This window comes from Vibrio scophthalmi, assembly GCF_040869025.1.
Lineage (GTDB): Bacteria > Pseudomonadota > Gammaproteobacteria > Enterobacterales > Vibrionaceae > Vibrio > Vibrio scophthalmi.
In genome coordinates, this window is sequence record NZ_CP134271.1 from 2,518,218 (window position 1) to 2,531,849 (window position 13,632).

Here is a 13,632-nt window from a genome sequence, read left to right on the forward strand (position 1 = left end):
ACCGTTAGATAAATTCGAACCTAAGGAGAAAGCATGTACAGCACATGTTCAATGACAGAAGTAAAACAGAAAGTAACTGCAGCACTGGCTCTTGATGCAGCCACTCCAGTGTCCGAAATGTCTCAGCAACTTGCATTGAGCGAAGGCGCGATCACCTTTGCATTGCCAGAAGCGATGTTGACGCAGGTTGATGGACAGCATGCTCAAGCGATCTTAGAGCAATTGCCTGCTTGGGGAAACGTTACGACGATTGTCCACTCGTTTGGGTCAATATTTGAAACTAAAGCCCCATTTCCCAAAGGAAAGGAAGCCCATGGTTACTACAATCTTATGGGGAGAGAAGGTGAGTTGCATGGTCACTTGCGTCTCGACTTAGTTGCCCATATCGCGTTTGTTAGTAAGCCATTTCGTCGTATGGAAAGCCACTATATTGGTTTTTTTGATGCTGAGGGTAACTGCATTTTTAAAGTCTATGTTGGGCGTGACAAAAAGCGTCAACTACTCGTAGAACAAGTGATCGAATTTGGCAAAATGAAGGAGCAATTAAGCGCATGAGTTTAGAAAGTCAGCCAGAAAATAATCAAGACCAAACCTCTCAAAGAGAAGAGGTACGTCGAGAGCGTCTACAAAATCGTTTAGAGCCAGAAGTACAAGAATTTAGAGATTCTCGCCAAACACTTCAGCTTGCAACGATCAGCCCAGAAGGCATTCCTAATGCCACTTACGCACCGTTCGCTTTTGATAGCCAAGCCTATTATATCTTGGTGAGTGATATCGCCTCTCATGGGCGTAATCTCAAAACCAATCGCAATGTCTCGATCATGATGGTGCAAGACGAGAGTGAAGCAAAACAGATCTATGCGCGTAAGCGTTTAACATTCGACACCACAGCAGAATTGGTTGAAAGACACTCACCCACTTGGCAACGCGGTGTTGCAGCTTTACAAGCTCGTTTTGGCGAGATCATCGACAACCTAAGCGAGCTTGGGGACTTTAATTTGTATCGTCTGACGCCAGAGTCGGGACGTTATGTAAAAGGATTCGGCCAGGCATTTGAAATTTCGGGTAATGATTTACTGGATTTTGTTCATCTCGCCGAAGGACACGTTCAAGCCGAAAAAGCCCGTACGGCATAATTGCGCCTTGCGGAACTCTCAGACTCCCTATTAATAATATTCTAAATCGAGGGAGTTTTTTAATCATTCTAAATGGATATATTGATGATAAAGCAAACTCAACTTGCGCTGTTAATCAGCGCTGTTTTATCTGCTCCAACATTGGCAGAAGAAGTCTACTCATTCGATGAAGTAGTGGTATCAGCGACACGTACAAACAACCAACTAGACGATGTTGCTGCCTCAGTATCTGTTATAACAGATACTGAGATTGAAAATGATATGGTTACAGGTCTTGATGACCTGTTCAAATATACTCCGGGTGTTACGGTGGAAACCAATGCTCGTCAAGGTGTGCAGGGCATTAATATCCGCGGTATTGAAGGAAACCGTATCAAAGTACTGGTTGATGGAGTATCACAAGGGAATCAATTTGATTCTGGTGGCACGTTTCTCAATTCATCAAGAGTTGAAGTGGATACAGATTTATTGAAATCTGTTGAAGTGGTTAAAGGTGCGGCTTCCTCATTGCAAGGTTCGGATGCAATTGGCGGTATCGTTGCTTTTGAAACCAAAGATCCTGCCGATTTCCTCCAAGGGCGAGATGTTGGTGGTCATGCGAAATTTAATTACTCCTCAGCGGATAGAACGTTTAGTGAATCTGTCGCTCTAGCGAACAAGGTCGGAGAATTAGAATCACTTGTGGCCTATACGCGACGAGATGGTAAAGAACTAGAAAACTTTGGCAGTCCGGAATCGTTGGATAGTGAAGCTAATGACTTACTGGTCAAGTTGCAATATCAACTTAATCAAGCCAACAGAATCGAGTTCAGTGGTAACTATATTCGCAATGAGAGTACAGGGCCGCAGACTTACGAGTCGAATCGTTACTCAAGCTACTCAAATGCATCGAGTAATGACACAACTAAACAATATCAACTTGGCATCAAACATATTTGGGGGGGCGATCTTGTAATCGCTGATGCGATTGAATGGCAATTGAGCTATCTCAATAAAGATGAAAGCGCGCTAACAAATCGAACGGTTGAACCTAACAATCCAGGGGCCATTCCTATCGCTCAAACCAAAGACTATATCTACAGTGATAAAGGTTACCAGTTTGATATTCAGTTAGATAAATTCCTTTCACTAGGTTCGACCGAGCACTACATTGTTTATGGTATGTCTTACCAAGATAAAGACATAAAAAACATCAATAAAGAACGCAATAATCCAGGCGCAGATAAAGAAATTTTCTATATGCCGAGTGCCAGTGAAAGTCGCTATGGTCTGTTCGTTCAAGATGAAATTACCATGGGTGATTGGATTATTACTCCAGGATTACGCTTTGACTCATTTAACACCGATCCAGGTGATGCAACTGCCAACCCAAGCGGCAATGCCCAAAGTGATTACACCAAGTTTTCTGATTCAGCAGTGACGGGGCGATTAGGGGCGATCTACAAATTAAACCAAGAACACCGAATTTTTGCTCAAGTGAGTCAAGGTTTCCGCGCTCCAGAATTTAAAGAGCTCTATTACTCTTTCGGTAACCCGAATCATGGTTATATCAATAAGCCAAATCCGGATTTGAAAGCTGAAGAAAGTATCTCGTACGAATTAGGTTGGAGACACAATAACGATATTTCACAGAGTGAGATTGCTGTTTTCTACAGTGATTACGATAACTTTATTGAATCTAAACAAGTCTCAGGTGAAATGAGAAATCCAATGAATCCTGCAATCATTCAATATGTGAATGTCGAAGAGGCGGTGATCAAAGGTATTGAATTATCCAATCGTCTGTCGTGGGATAGCTTTATGCCTGTTGAAGGTTTCAGTTCGCGAGTTGCGGCCGCTTATACGGAAGGAAAAGATGGCGAAGGTAAACCTCTGAACGATGTCAATCCATGGAATGCCGTGATTGGATTGAATTATGATTCGATTAACCAGTGGGGAACTTCTTTAAACTTTAGTTATACTGCAGCGAAGAAAAAGAGTGATATCAATACTGACGAGTCCGATATTCTGCCTATTTCGAGCGCGACCGTGGTTGATTTAACCGCTTACTACAAGCCAATGGAGGATTTAACACTTCGAGCTGGTGTCTTCAACTTAACTGACGAAGAGTATTACAGCTGGAATGATGTTAAGGGTGAAACCATTGTTGATAAAGATTTAACTCAAGCGAGCCGCAATTGGGCCGTTACGGTTAAGTATGATTTCTAGTCGATCTTAAATCATTGTTTAGATGATTTTTTAAAGGGCACGTGGTGCCCTTTATTATTTATAATCATTCTTATCCAACCCATATTTCTGCATTTTATCGTATAAGGTTTTACGAGCTACCTGCAATTGTTGCATCGTCTCATTGATGCGACCGCCATTGCTGGTTAGTGCTTGTTCGATAGCCAATTTCTCAAATTCTGCCACTTGGTCTGTTAGCGTTGGCGCATTTAATTCGGCAGAATTCACGTTATCCAGTTGGCCTAAGTTGCCTAGCAAAACGAATCGCTCCGCACTATTTCTTAGCTCTCTGACGTTACCCGGCCAGTCATGGCCAAGTAACGCTTGCAGATCTGCTTGCGGAATTGAGGCTGCGTCTTTGCCATAGCGGGCGGCGGCCACCAACAAAAAATGATGGAATAGGGCCGGAATATCCTCTTTTCGCCGACGGAGTGGTGGCAGATCTAATGTCACTACGTTTAGACGATAATAGAGGTCTTGACGAAACTCCCCGCGCTCGGCAGCTAGTTTTAGGTCGACTTTCGTCGCGGCGATCACGCGAATATCAATCGGAATGAGCGAATTTGATCCCACTCGTTCGATGCTGCGCTCTTGTAATACTCGCAATAAGCGAATTTGTGCCTGCATCGGCATGGACTCGATTTCATCTAAAAACAGCGTTCCGCCATTGGCATGTTCGAGTTTGCCGATACGAATGCTATCGGCTCCGGTAAATGCGCCTTTTTCGTGGCCATAAAGCTCACTTTCAATCAAATTTTCAGCCACCGCGCCGCAATTGATGGCAACGAAATTTTGCTCTCGACGTGCGCTTTGTTCATGAATTGAACGGGCAAACAGCTCTTTACCTGTGCCTGTCTCACCAAATAAAAGAATATCCGCTTGCGTATCAGCAATATGCGTAATGGTATCGCGGAGAGTGATCATCAATTGGCTATCACCGATGATACGAGGCCCTAAAGTCTGGCTTGCTTTGAGGTTACGTTTTAATGCTTGATTTTCGAGAGTCAGATTACGCTTATCGAGCGCTCGCCGAGTGGTATCGATGAGACGATCAACCGAAAAAGGTTTTTCGATAAAGTCGTAGGCGCCGTTACGCAGTGCTTTTACGGCCATCGCGATATCGCCATGACCGGTTATTAAGATCACCGGGACATCAGTATCTTGGTTAAGGATGGTTGAGAGTAGGCTTTCTCCAGAAATGCCTGGTAAACAAATATCGCTAATGACGACTTTTGGTAAGCCATCGGCTTTGATGGCCAATAACGCTTGCTCTGCATCGGCAAAAAAACGCGCAGAAATATTCTCCAGCTCGAAGCTTTGCTCGATGGCAATTCGGATATCGCTTTCGTCATCGATAAAAAAAACGTCGTCCATCATTCGTCCTTTATCGGTTGTGGGTTCGTTATATCAATGGTTTTCGCCGTGTGAGACGAAGCACTTTTACTCAGTAACAAGGTAAAACGCGCCCCACCAAGTGGCGAAGAAGAGGAGGTGAGGTCCCCCTCCATGGCATGCATGATTTGTTGTGAGATAGATAGACCTAAGCCAAGACCATTCTTTTTGGTGGTGTAAAAGGGTTCAAACAGTTTCATTTTTGTTTTGTCATCAATGCCATCCCCATTGTCATCAATATGAACATGTACTTCAGTGTCTGTTGTTTCAATACTCAGTGCTATTTTGCGCTCGGCTTGTGTCTCTATGGCCTGAATGGCATTACTGACTAAATTAACCAGCACTTGTTCAAGCTGGATCGGGTTGACCTCAACCTTAATTGAATCATCAGCAAACTCGGTTGCTACCGTTATTTGTTTGGCTTTCAATTGAGGAGAAGTTAACGCCAGTGCAGCTTCAACCACAGGGATGAGATTTAATGTGTGCCGCTCTGCACTGTCAGATTTACGGGCGAAGGATTTGAGTTGCTCGCTAATTTTTGCCATCCGTATTGTCAGTGCTGAGATGCGGCTTAAATTGTCATCTGTTCGCTCAGTTTCGCCTTTTGCTAAAAAGCGTCGGCCGTTATCTGCAAAACTACGAATCGCCGCGAGTGGGTTATTGAGTTCATGGCTGATACTGGCTGACATCTGGCCTAACACCGCAAGTTTGGCAGCTTGAATTAGCTCATTTTGGGTTTGTCGTAATACCTGTTCGGTTTTTTCTCTTTCATGGTTTTCAGCATGCAACTCTGCGGTGCGTTCCATGACTAAAAACTCTAATTTTTGTTTGGCTTCTAACTGTAACTGTTCAAACTGGCGCTTTCTTTGATTTTGCTGGTGGACGAGTTGTAAGGAGAGAATCGCAATGGTGAAAAACAGTGTCAGTACCAGTAAAAAGCTCAACGTAGGCCAAAGCACCGTTCGTTTTGGCGAGAGCACGCGAATGATGAGGTCGACATCTTTCAGTGCTCGGGACGACACAATATAATCGCCTTGCCCTCCGCCTTTGGTTACGTCTTGAAATTCTGTTTGACCGAGGTTGAAATCACCTTGTAGGCCAAGTGAAGGGAGGGCAGAATCGAGATAGCGCCTAGATTGAACGATCTGTTGTTGGGTTTGCTGATCGATATCACTCAAGCTGTGAAATAGCCACTGAGGATTGCTCGACATAAAAATGACTTGATTGACGTCGGTGGCGACGAAGTAATTGTTCTCACTATTCCAGTTCGCTTCGATGGCGGTGAGGTCCATTTTTATCACGATGACGCCAATGATTTCCGCTGCATAGACCACCGGATAACTGTAGTAATAACCACGTTGCCCAGAGGTGGATCCTAAAGCGAAATATTCACTGCTATCGCCCTGTATGGCCTGTGAGAAATACGGCCGCCATGCGAAATTACGTCCGATGAAACTGCGTGGTAAATCCCAGTTGCTGGCCGCTAAAGTTGTACCTTGGGCATCGAGTAAATAGCTATCGGCGGCATTAATCACTTGATTGACCTGGGCCAAGTAGCGATTGGTAATATCGATCTGTGCTGAGTTCTTCGGTTTGAGTAGGGCGGAAATGATTTCTTTATCTTGCGCGAGCAACTGTGGCAAGTGGGCGTATTTATCCAGTTTGGTGTTAATGTGGCTAGCAAAGCGATCTAATTGTGCCTGATGTTGCTCAAGTTGGGCTTGATAGTTCAGGTTCCACACCCAACGACCTCCCAAGGCTAGGCAGAGAAAAAACAGCACCAAAATGTAGAGATTCACGCGTCGAATAGCCAAGATGTAAAATCCTTATCAATCCTTTTAGCGTCAGCCTATCGGGTTTTGTTATCAAGGTGTTGTACCGCTTTGTGAAAATGGGCGATAAAACCGGACTTAGATCTCCTTTTATTACTCCAATTAAAAAAAACGCTAGTTTCTATTGAAAAACACATTAATGTCCCCATTTCTGTGTACATTGACTGCTTTATCGTTCGTTTTTGTAGCAGTTAAATGAGAATTTAGGATATTCCCTGAATGTTGGATGGGATCGGCTCGACAGCTATGGCCTAGGTCGTTAGAATGCTGCGTCTAAATTTATATCCTGAGACTAATCGGAGATACCTTTCGCTGGGTGCGCTGTGATGATAGCTGAAATGGCTTGAACGGCGATGAACAGAAAAGATATCGCTAATTAGTTCGATAGCGCGAATCAGTGTTGTCGATTCTCGAATCTAAATAGGTGCTCTTAGAGTACAAACAAGGATGCAGTTACCAAGCTTTGCTTCGGTAGCTCATACGCTCGGTTTAACCGAGCCAGTATTGAGGTTAATTTATAATGCAAGTTACTGTTGAAACGCTAGAAGGCCTAGAGCGCCGTCTAAACATTACTGTTCCAGCTGCAAACATCGAAGACGCTGTTACTGCTGAACTACGCAACATCGCTAAAAACCGTCGTTTCGATGGCTTCCGTAAAGGCAAAGTGCCAATGAAGATGGTTGCTCAGATGTACGGTAAAGCAGTACGTCAAGACGTGATGGGTGAAGTAATGCACCGTCATTTCATCGAAGCGATCGTTAAAGAAAAGATCAACCCAGCTGGTACTCCAACTTTTGCTCCTGTTGAGACAAAAGAAGGCGCTGATCTAGTATTCAACGCAACTTTCGAAGTGTACCCAGAGATCGCTCTTAAAGGTCTTGAAAACATCGCTGTAGAAAAACCACAAGCGGATGTACAAGATTCTGACGTTGAAGAAATGATCGACACGCTACGTAAGCAGCAAGCAACTTGGAAAGAAGTTGAAGAAGCAGCTGAAGAAGGCAAACGTGCATCAATCGATTTCGTTGGTTCTATCGACGGTGAAGTGTTCGAAGGCGGTAAAGCTGAGAACTTCCCACTAGAGATGGGCGCTGGTCGCATGATTCCTGGTTTTGAAGACGGTATCACTGGTAAAACAGCTGGTATGGAATTCGAAATCGATGTGACTTTCCCAGAAGATTACCACGCTGAAAACCTAAAAGGTAAAGCAGCTAAGTTTGCAATCAAAGTAAACAAAGTTGAAGCTCGTGAACTTCCAGAACTAAACGACGAATTCGTTGCTAAGTTCGGCGTAGTTGAAGGCGGCATTGACGCACTTAAAGCTGAAGTTCGTAAGAATATGGAACGTGAACTTAAGCAAGCTGTTAAGAACCGCATCAAACAGCAAGCAATCGACGGTCTAGTTAAAGAAAACGACATCGACGTACCTGCAGCGCTAATCGACCAAGAGATCCAAGTTCTTCGTCAACAAGCAGCTCAACGTTTCGGTGGTAACCCAGAAGCAGCTGCTCAACTGCCACGTGAATTGTTCGAAGAGCAAGCTAAACGTCGCGTAGTTGTAGGTCTTCTTCTAGGTGAAGTAATCAAGTCTGAAGAACTTAAAGCGGATGACGCTAAAGTGAAATCTCTAATCGAAGAGATGGCGACTGCTTACGAAGATCCAACTGAAGTTGTTGCTTACTACGAGCAAAACGAGCAAATGATGAACAACATGCGCAACATCGCTCTAGAAGAGCAAGCTATTGACGCAATCATCGCTAAAGCTCAGGTTACTGAAAAAGCAGTTGGCTTCAACGAGCTTATGAACCAACAGCCTGCTTAATAAGCAATATCTTGCGTAGAAAAGTTGACTAAGCATTAACTATTCTGCTAACAATGGTCCGTGTGATATTCATCATCCGGGCCATTTATTTTAGGGACATCAGAATATGAGCTACCAAGAACAAAATACTATCATGAACGCACTAGTGCCGATGGTGGTTGAACAAACTTCCCGTGGTGAACGTTCTTACGATATTTATTCTCGCTTGCTAAAAGAACGCATCATCTTCTTGACAGGTCAGGTGGAAGACAACATGGCGAACCTAGTGGTTGCCCAGTTGCTTTTCCTTGAATCTGAAAACCCAGATAAAGATATTTTCCTTTACATCAACTCTCCAGGTGGCAGCGTTACTGCAGGTATGGCTATTTACGATACCATGCAGTTCATCAAGCCAAATGTGAGCACGCTATGTACAGGTCAAGCTTGTTCTATGGGTGCATTCCTCCTTGCTGGTGGCGCGAAAGGTAAGCGTTTTGCTTTGCCTAACTCACGTGTCATGATTCACCAGCCACTAGGCGGATTCCAAGGCCAAGCGTCAGATATCCAAATTCACGCCCAAGAAATTCTATCTATCAAAGAAAAGCTGAACAACTTGCTTGCAGAGCACACTGGTCAGCCGATGGATATTATTGAGCGTGACACTGATCGTGATAACTTCATGTCAGCGGCGCAAGCGGCCGAATACGGTATTATCGATCAAGTGTTAACCCACCGCGGTTAATGAAACTTGCTTTGAGTCCAGTTTAGCTGAATTGAGCGGAGGTTCTGCTCAATTCTGAGGGGAAAGTTACCCCAAACTGTTATACACTCAAAGCGTATAGAGTTAAGGCTAAGAGGTTAGCGAATGACAGATAAAAGCAAAGAGAGCGGCAGTAAGCTGCTGTACTGCTCTTTCTGCGGCAAAAGCCAGCACGAAGTTCGCAAGTTAATCGCCGGTCCGTCAGTCTACGTTTGCGATGAATGTGTTGATCTATGTAACGACATTATTCGCGAAGAAGTCAAAGATGTGCTTCCTAAGAAACAATCTGAAGCGTTGCCTAAGCCACGCGAGATTCGTGAGCACCTTGATGATTATGTGATTGGCCAAGATTACGCTAAAAAAGTGCTAGCCGTAGCCGTTTACAACCACTACAAGCGTTTACGTAATGGTGATACAACGAGCGAAGGTGTTGAGCTTGGTAAGAGTAACATTCTGCTTATCGGTCCAACCGGTAGTGGTAAAACACTGCTTGCAGAAACGTTGGCTCGCTTCCTAGATGTACCGTTTACTATGGCGGATGCTACCACCCTGACAGAAGCAGGTTACGTAGGTGAAGACGTAGAAAACATCATCCAGAAGTTACTTCAGAAATGTGATTACGACGTGGCGAAAGCAGAGCGTGGTATTGTTTACATTGATGAAATCGATAAGATCTCTCGTAAAGCTGAAAACCCATCAATCACGCGTGACGTGTCTGGTGAAGGTGTTCAACAAGCGCTACTAAAACTTATCGAAGGTACCGTTGCTTCAGTTCCACCACAAGGTGGCCGTAAGCACCCTCAACAAGAATTCCTTCAAGTTGATACATCGAAGATCCTCTTCATCTGTGGCGGCGCATTTGCTGGCCTAGATAAAGTCATTGATCAACGTGTTGCAACCGGTGCTGGTATCGGCTTTGGCGCAGAAGTGCGTTCAAAAGACGAAAACAAAACCGTTGGCGAACTGTTTAAGCAAGTTGAGCCTGAAGATTTGGTTAAATACGGTCTTATTCCTGAATTCATCGGTCGTCTACCAGTAACAACGACACTGACTGAATTGGATGAAGAAGCGTTAATCCAAATTCTTTGTGAGCCAAAGAACGCACTAACGAAACAGTACGCTGCGCTATTTGAACTTGAAGATTCTGAATTGGAATTCCGCGAAGATGCACTACGTGCTATTGCTAAAAAAGCGATGGATCGTAAAACAGGTGCTCGTGGTCTACGTTCAATTCTAGAAGCTGTATTGCTTGAGACCATGTATGAACTGCCTTCAATGGACAACGTAAGTAAAGTTGTGATTGATGAATCAGTAATCAATGGTGAGTCTGAACCACTGCTAATTTACAGCAACACAGACAGCCAAGCTGCTGGCGCGGAATCGTAATTTCGTTACTAGCAACAGCCAATAAAAAAGGAGGATATGAAATCCTCCTTTTTTTTATTCCTCTATTGAATCCAATCAATTAGCCCCCATATATTTCTGATAAGACTAAGCGGAAGAGAGAATAATATGAACTTGGAACGTTCCGAACGTATCGAGATCCCCGTACTACCTCTACGAGACGTAGTAGTTTACCCGCACATGGTAATTCCTTTGTTTGTTGGCCGAGAGAAGTCGATTGCTTGCTTAGAGGCCGCGATGGAATCCAATAAGCAGGTAATGTTGGTGGCGCAAAAAGAAGCCGACACTGAAGAACCGACCAAAGACGATTTGTTCTCTGTCGGTACAGTGGCGACTATTCTACAGTTGCTAAAACTTCCAGATGGCACAGTGAAAGTGCTGGTTGAAGGTCAACAACGCGCCAAAATTCATCAGTTTATCGAAAACGAATTCTTCTTGGCAGACGCAGAATATCTGGTGACCAATGATCTGGATGAACGCGAACAAGAAGTCATTGTACGTAGTGCGATCAATCAATTTGAAGGCTTTATCAAGCTGAATAGCAAGATCCCGCCAGAAGTATTGACCTCATTAAACGGTATTGATGAAGCTGCTCGTCTCGCCGATACGATCGCCGCTCACATGCCGCTTAAATTAGTCGATAAGCAAAAAGTTCTTGAGATCCTTGATATCACTGAACGTCTTGAGTTCCTTATGGGCCAGATGGAATCAGAGATCGATATCCTGCAAGTTGAAAAGCGTATTCGCACTCGTGTGAAAAAGCAGATGGAAAAATCGCAGCGTGAGTACTATCTGAATGAGCAAATGAAAGCGATTCAGAAAGAGCTTGGCGAAGGCGAGGATGGCATTGATGAATTCGAAGTTCTGAAAAAGAAAATCGAAGAGTCAAAAATGCCGCAAGAAGCGCGCGAGAAAACCGAACAAGAACTGCAAAAATTAAAAATGATGTCGCCAATGTCAGCAGAAGCGACCGTGGTTCGTGGCTACATTGATTGGATGATCGGTGTGCCATGGTCTAAACGCACTAAGGTTAAAAAGAACCTTGCCAAAGCGGAAGAGATCTTAAATGAAGATCACTACGGCTTAGAGCGCGTGAAAGAACGTATTCTAGAGTACTTGGCGGTACAAAACCGAATCAACAAACTTAAAGGCCCAATCTTATGTTTGGTTGGTCCTCCAGGTGTGGGTAAAACGTCACTCGGTCGCTCAATTGCTTCGGCAACGGGTCGTCAATACGTCCGTATGGCGCTGGGTGGGGTTCGTGACGAAGCGGAAATTCGTGGTCACCGTCGTACTTACATTGGCTCTATGCCAGGCAAACTGATTCAGAAAATGTCGAAAGTTGGCGTGAAAAACCCACTGTTCCTATTGGACGAAATCGACAAAATGTCATCAGACATGCGTGGCGATCCATCATCAGCACTACTTGAAGTACTTGATCCTGAACAAAATAATGCGTTCAACGATCATTACCTAGAAGTGGATTATGATTTGTCAGATGTGATGTTCGTTGCAACATCAAACTCGATGAACATTCCTGGGCCGCTATTGGACCGTATGGAAGTGATTCGTCTATCGGGTTACACCGAAGATGAGAAGCTAAACATCGCGAAAAGTCACCTGTTGGATAAGCAGGTAAAACGCAATGGTTTGAAGCCTAACGAAATCACCATCGAAGATTCTGCGATCATCGGCATTATCCGTTACTACACACGTGAAGCGGGTGTACGTAGTTTAGAGCGCGAAATCTCGAAGATTTGCCGTAAAGCAGTGAAGAACATCTTGCTTAACAGCGAACTGAAGTCGGTGACTGTCTCAATTGATAACTTGAAAGAGTACTTGGGCGTGCAACGTTTTGACTTCGGCAAAGCGGATGACAGCAACCGTATTGGTCAAGTCACGGGTCTTGCATGGACAGAAGTCGGTGGCGATTTGCTGACGATTGAAACTGAATCTATGCCGGGCAAAGGCAAGTTAACTCAAACGGGTTCACTTGGCGAAGTGATGCAAGAGTCGATTCAAGCGGCGATGACGGTGGTCCGTACTCGTGCGGAAAAACTGGGTATTAACTCAGACTTCTACGAGAAGCGTGACATCCATGTGCACGTTCCTGAAGGTGCAACGCCAAAAGATGGTCCAAGTGCGGGTATCGCAATGTGTACCGCATTGGTTTCTAGCCTAACGGGTAACCCTGTAAAAGCAGAAGTGGCGATGACAGGTGAAATTACCCTGCGTGGTGAAGTTTTACCGATCGGTGGTTTGAAGGAAAAACTGCTTGCTGCGCACCGTGGCGGCATCAAAACCGTGCTGATCCCGAAAGACAACGAACGTGATTTGGAAGAGATTCCTGAGAACGTGATCGCAGACTTGAAAGTCATTCCAGTACAGTGGATTGATGAGGTTCTGAGCGTTGCTTTGGAAAGAGATCCATCCGGTGTTGAGTTCACTACTGAAAAATAGTGATGTGCAGCAAAAATAAGTAAAAGATTACGCTGATTAGCTGAAAAATGCTTGTCAGCGTTTTTTTTGGAAGCTAACTTTAGCCACTGTAGCTTGAACCCTTGATAGATAAGGGGTAGAGCTGAATTTGAAACTAAATGGAACGAATAGCCGTCTTACAAAATAATAACAGACGGCCCAAAGGGGAAATACCGTGAACAAAACTCAATTAGTAGAAAAAATCGCAGAAAACTCAGACCTATCTAAAGCAGCAGCTGGCCGTGCCCTAGACGCATTCATCGAGGCGGTAAGCGGTACTCTACAATCAGGCGACCAAGTTGCTCTAGTTGGCTTTGGTACTTTCAGCGTTCGTACTCGTGCAGCTCGCACAGGTCGTAACCCTAAGACTGGCGCAGAAATCCAAATCGCTGAAGCGAAAGTACCTTCTTTCAAAGCTGGTAAAGCACTAAAAGATTCTTGCAACTAATCTAAACAAGCTACGCGTCAGTAGTTTGTTAGAACCGTTTTAATTTATGCGCATCCTACTGATGCGCATTTCTTTTTCTGATATCATCTCGCTACCGAAATTATTTTAAATAGAAGCCGTGTTGTCTCATGCCGAGACGATAACGGATCATTCGC

The 13,632-nt window shown here is 44.4% G+C and carries 9 protein-coding genes and 1 pseudogene; 8 read left to right on the forward strand and 2 right to left on the reverse strand.

Translation table 11 applies throughout. From position 1 onward, the window contains the following. Positions 1 to 33 precede the first annotated feature (33 nt). The 3 genes from hutX (at position 34) to RJD38_RS11635 (ending at position 3,344) form a co-directional block, all read left to right on the forward strand. Positions 34 to 555, forward strand: coding sequence for a heme utilization cystosolic carrier protein HutX (gene hutX / locus RJD38_RS11625; protein ID WP_005595860.1), 522 nt, complete (start codon positions 34 to 36; stop codon positions 553 to 555). Continuing rightward, complete coding sequence (hutZ, locus tag RJD38_RS11630) at positions 552 to 1,136, forward strand: heme utilization protein HutZ (protein WP_065545509.1); 585 nt, start codon at positions 552 to 554, stop codon at positions 1,134 to 1,136. Before hutX ends, hutZ begins: the two co-directional genes overlap by 4 nt. 84 nt (positions 1,137 to 1,220) lie before the next feature. After that, complete coding sequence (locus RJD38_RS11635) at positions 1,221 to 3,344, forward strand: TonB-dependent hemoglobin/transferrin/lactoferrin family receptor (protein ID WP_065545508.1); 2,124 nt, start codon at positions 1,221 to 1,223, stop codon at positions 3,342 to 3,344. 54 nt (positions 3,345 to 3,398) lie between these two features. Here RJD38_RS11635 and RJD38_RS11640 read toward each other — a convergent pair whose 3' ends face one another. Further along, positions 3,399 to 4,736, reverse strand: a complete 1,338-nt coding sequence (locus RJD38_RS11640; protein ID WP_065545507.1) for a sigma-54-dependent transcriptional regulator — start codon at positions 4,734 to 4,736, stop codon at positions 3,399 to 3,401. After that, positions 4,736 to 6,571: an ATP-binding protein gene (locus tag RJD38_RS11645; protein WP_197497793.1), complete on the reverse strand. Its 1,836-nt coding sequence runs from the start codon at positions 6,569 to 6,571 to the stop codon at positions 4,736 to 4,738. Before RJD38_RS11645 ends, RJD38_RS11640 begins: the two co-directional genes overlap by 1 nt. Before the next feature lie 535 nt (positions 6,572 to 7,106). Here RJD38_RS11645 and tig point away from each other — a divergent pair. The 5 genes and pseudogenes from tig to RJD38_RS11670 all read left to right on the forward strand — a co-directional run. Continuing rightward, entirely contained in the window at positions 7,107 to 8,408 is a 1,302-nt protein-coding gene (gene tig / locus RJD38_RS11650; RefSeq protein WP_005595874.1) for a trigger factor, read from the forward strand. A 106-nt stretch (positions 8,409 to 8,514) separates the two neighbouring features. Next, positions 8,515 to 9,129 (forward strand): ATP-dependent Clp endopeptidase proteolytic subunit ClpP, encoded by a 615-nt coding sequence (gene clpP / locus RJD38_RS11655; protein ID WP_005595876.1) that lies wholly within the window; start codon positions 8,515 to 8,517, stop codon positions 9,127 to 9,129. Positions 9,130 to 9,252: 123 nt separating this feature from the next. Then, the gene (gene clpX, locus RJD38_RS11660; RefSeq protein WP_005595878.1) at positions 9,253 to 10,533 is read left to right on the forward strand and encodes an ATP-dependent protease ATP-binding subunit ClpX; all 1,281 of its coding nucleotides are present in this window, start codon (positions 9,253 to 9,255) and stop codon (positions 10,531 to 10,533) included. 126 nt (positions 10,534 to 10,659) lie between these two features. After that, entirely contained in the window at positions 10,660 to 13,011 is a 2,352-nt protein-coding gene (gene lon / locus RJD38_RS11665; protein WP_005595880.1) for an endopeptidase La, read from the forward strand. Positions 13,012 to 13,192: 181 nt separating this feature from the next. Further along, a pseudogene (locus RJD38_RS11670) lies at positions 13,193 to 13,477 on the forward strand (HU family DNA-binding protein); the annotation flags it as partial. Between the last annotated feature and the right edge of the window lie 155 nt (positions 13,478 to 13,632).

Excerpts from the sequence above, each read along its gene's own strand:
- clpX (WP_005595878.1), top strand. The coding sequence starts at position 9,253 with ATGACAGATAAAAGCAAAGAGAGCGGCAGTAAGCTGCTGTACTGCTCT.
- tig (WP_005595874.1), top strand. The coding sequence starts at position 7,107 with ATGCAAGTTACTGTTGAAACGCTAGAAGGCCTAGAGCGCCGTCTAAAC.
- lon (WP_005595880.1), top strand. The coding sequence starts at position 10,660 with ATGAACTTGGAACGTTCCGAACGTATCGAGATCCCCGTACTACCTCTA.
- hutZ (WP_065545509.1), top strand. The coding sequence starts at position 552 with ATGAGTTTAGAAAGTCAGCCAGAAAATAATCAAGACCAAACCTCTCAA.
- hutX (WP_005595860.1), top strand. The coding sequence starts at position 34 with ATGTACAGCACATGTTCAATGACAGAAGTAAAACAGAAAGTAACTGCA.
- clpP (WP_005595876.1), top strand. The coding sequence starts at position 8,515 with ATGAGCTACCAAGAACAAAATACTATCATGAACGCACTAGTGCCGATG.
- RJD38_RS11640 (WP_065545507.1), bottom strand. The coding sequence starts at position 4,736 with ATGGACGACGTTTTTTTTATCGATGACGAAAGCGATATCCGAATTGCC.
- RJD38_RS11635 (WP_065545508.1), top strand. The coding sequence starts at position 1,221 with ATGATAAAGCAAACTCAACTTGCGCTGTTAATCAGCGCTGTTTTATCT.